General features: G+C 54.9%; 2 pseudogenes. Both read left to right on the top strand.

The window, feature by feature from the left end:
• Positions 1 to 166: 166 nt before the first annotated feature.
• Positions 167 to 580: pseudogene (locus C463_RS06140) on the top strand (amidohydrolase family protein); the annotation flags it as partial.
• 43 nt (positions 581 to 623) lie between these two features.
• Positions 624 to 1,090: pseudogene (locus C463_RS06135) on the top strand (hypothetical protein); the annotation flags it as partial.
• Positions 1,091 to 1,557: the final 467 nt, after the last annotated feature.

Below are 1,557 nucleotides of genomic sequence, written 5' to 3'. Positions count from 1 at the left end.
TTGCGAACTGTGCGGCGCTGTATCCCCTCCCTACTCGCTCCCTTCGGTCGCTCCTTGAGGAAGGGGCCTTAGCGCCTCAATTCAGGTAAAACGCAGTCAGGCTCTCGGCCGGGTGACGCCGGTCGACACCGATTCTTATTAGAAATTGACGAGAACTCGAACGGATATGGCCGCCGAGATCGCGATTCACGACGCGTACGTGCTCGCGGTCGACGACAGGAACCGGCTCTACGAACGCGGGACGGTCCACGTCGAAGACGGTCGCATCACCGAGGTTCGGGCCTCCCGAGACGGCGATGCGGACACCGCGGCCGACCGCGTCATCGACGGCGAAGGCAAGCTTGTGATGCCGGGACTGATCTACGCCCATACCCACCTCGAGCTGACGCCGCTGATCGGTGCGTTCAGTGACCTTGATCTGACGGAGATGATGGGCGGGATGACCGCCATCTTCGGCCACATCGCCGAGGGCGAGTACGACTACCTAACCGAGGCGGGGTACGAATTCGCCGCGCTCAACTTCCTCACCGGCGGTGTCACCACCGTCAACTCGATACACGTCCGGCCCAGCGCGGGCGCGCGACATCTACCGTTTCCGACTCTACCGCTCGGAACAAGTGAATACAGTGATTCAACTTGACGATGAACAATATTGGCTGTACGCCGCTGTCGATCCCAATTCAAACGATTTACTCCATACAAAGCTTGAACCGACAAGGACGAACGTGATCGCAGATCAGTTTTTTGCGGAACTCCGCGAAAAACACGACGTGGATGACGCGATCTTTCTCGTTGATGGAGCGGTTCCACTTCACCGAGCCTGTGAAAAACACGACCTCGATTTNAAAAACACGACGTGGATGACGCGATCTTTCTCGTTGATGGAGCGGTTCCACTTCACCGAGCCTGTGAAAAACACGACCTCGATTTTAGACACGAACGACATGGAAACCGGAACAGCGTCGAACGTGTCTTTCGTGAAGTAAAACGCAGAAATACCAGTTCCTCAAACTGTTTCAGCAACGTCAAAGCAGAAACTGCTGATACGTGGCTCAGATCGTTCGCATTCGCATGGAATCAGCTTATCTGAACACGAGGAGTTCAAACGCTCTGGCGGATATATACCCGACCACAACGCAGCAAATGGTTGCGGCGATCATCGCTAACCTGACTGTCTCTTGCGTCACCGTTACCACGTTTTGTCCACTCATCTGCGGTCAACAAGCATCACGCAACCACTAGGATAACACTACGGACGAAAGCGCCTGCTGGTCTGTTAATATTCGTAGTACGCTCTTGTGGAGCACATTGTTGATGAGTTAGACCGCTGTTTCGAGGATGGTTTTCAGCGCTTCTATTGGCCGGTAATGATGAGGTGGTCTTCGGAACAGGTGGCAGTTGAGCGTCGCTGCTAACTCCGTCTCGATAGGTCACACGGGGTCTCGATTGACGTTGTCTCGCCCGGACCGGCTCTGGTGAATCGCTGTAAGGCAGCGGGATAGGTCGTCAAATCAAAGGAAGTGAAGCGGGAAATCGGCGATGATCTATGTCGAAGAT

Origin of the sequence: Halorubrum californiense DSM 19288 (assembly GCF_000336875.1) — an archaeon.
Classification (GTDB): domain Archaea; phylum Halobacteriota; class Halobacteria; order Halobacteriales; family Haloferacaceae; genus Halorubrum; species Halorubrum californiense.
Note: the sequence above shows the minus strand (reverse complement) of the source record. Positions and strands in the feature narration are given on the sequence as shown.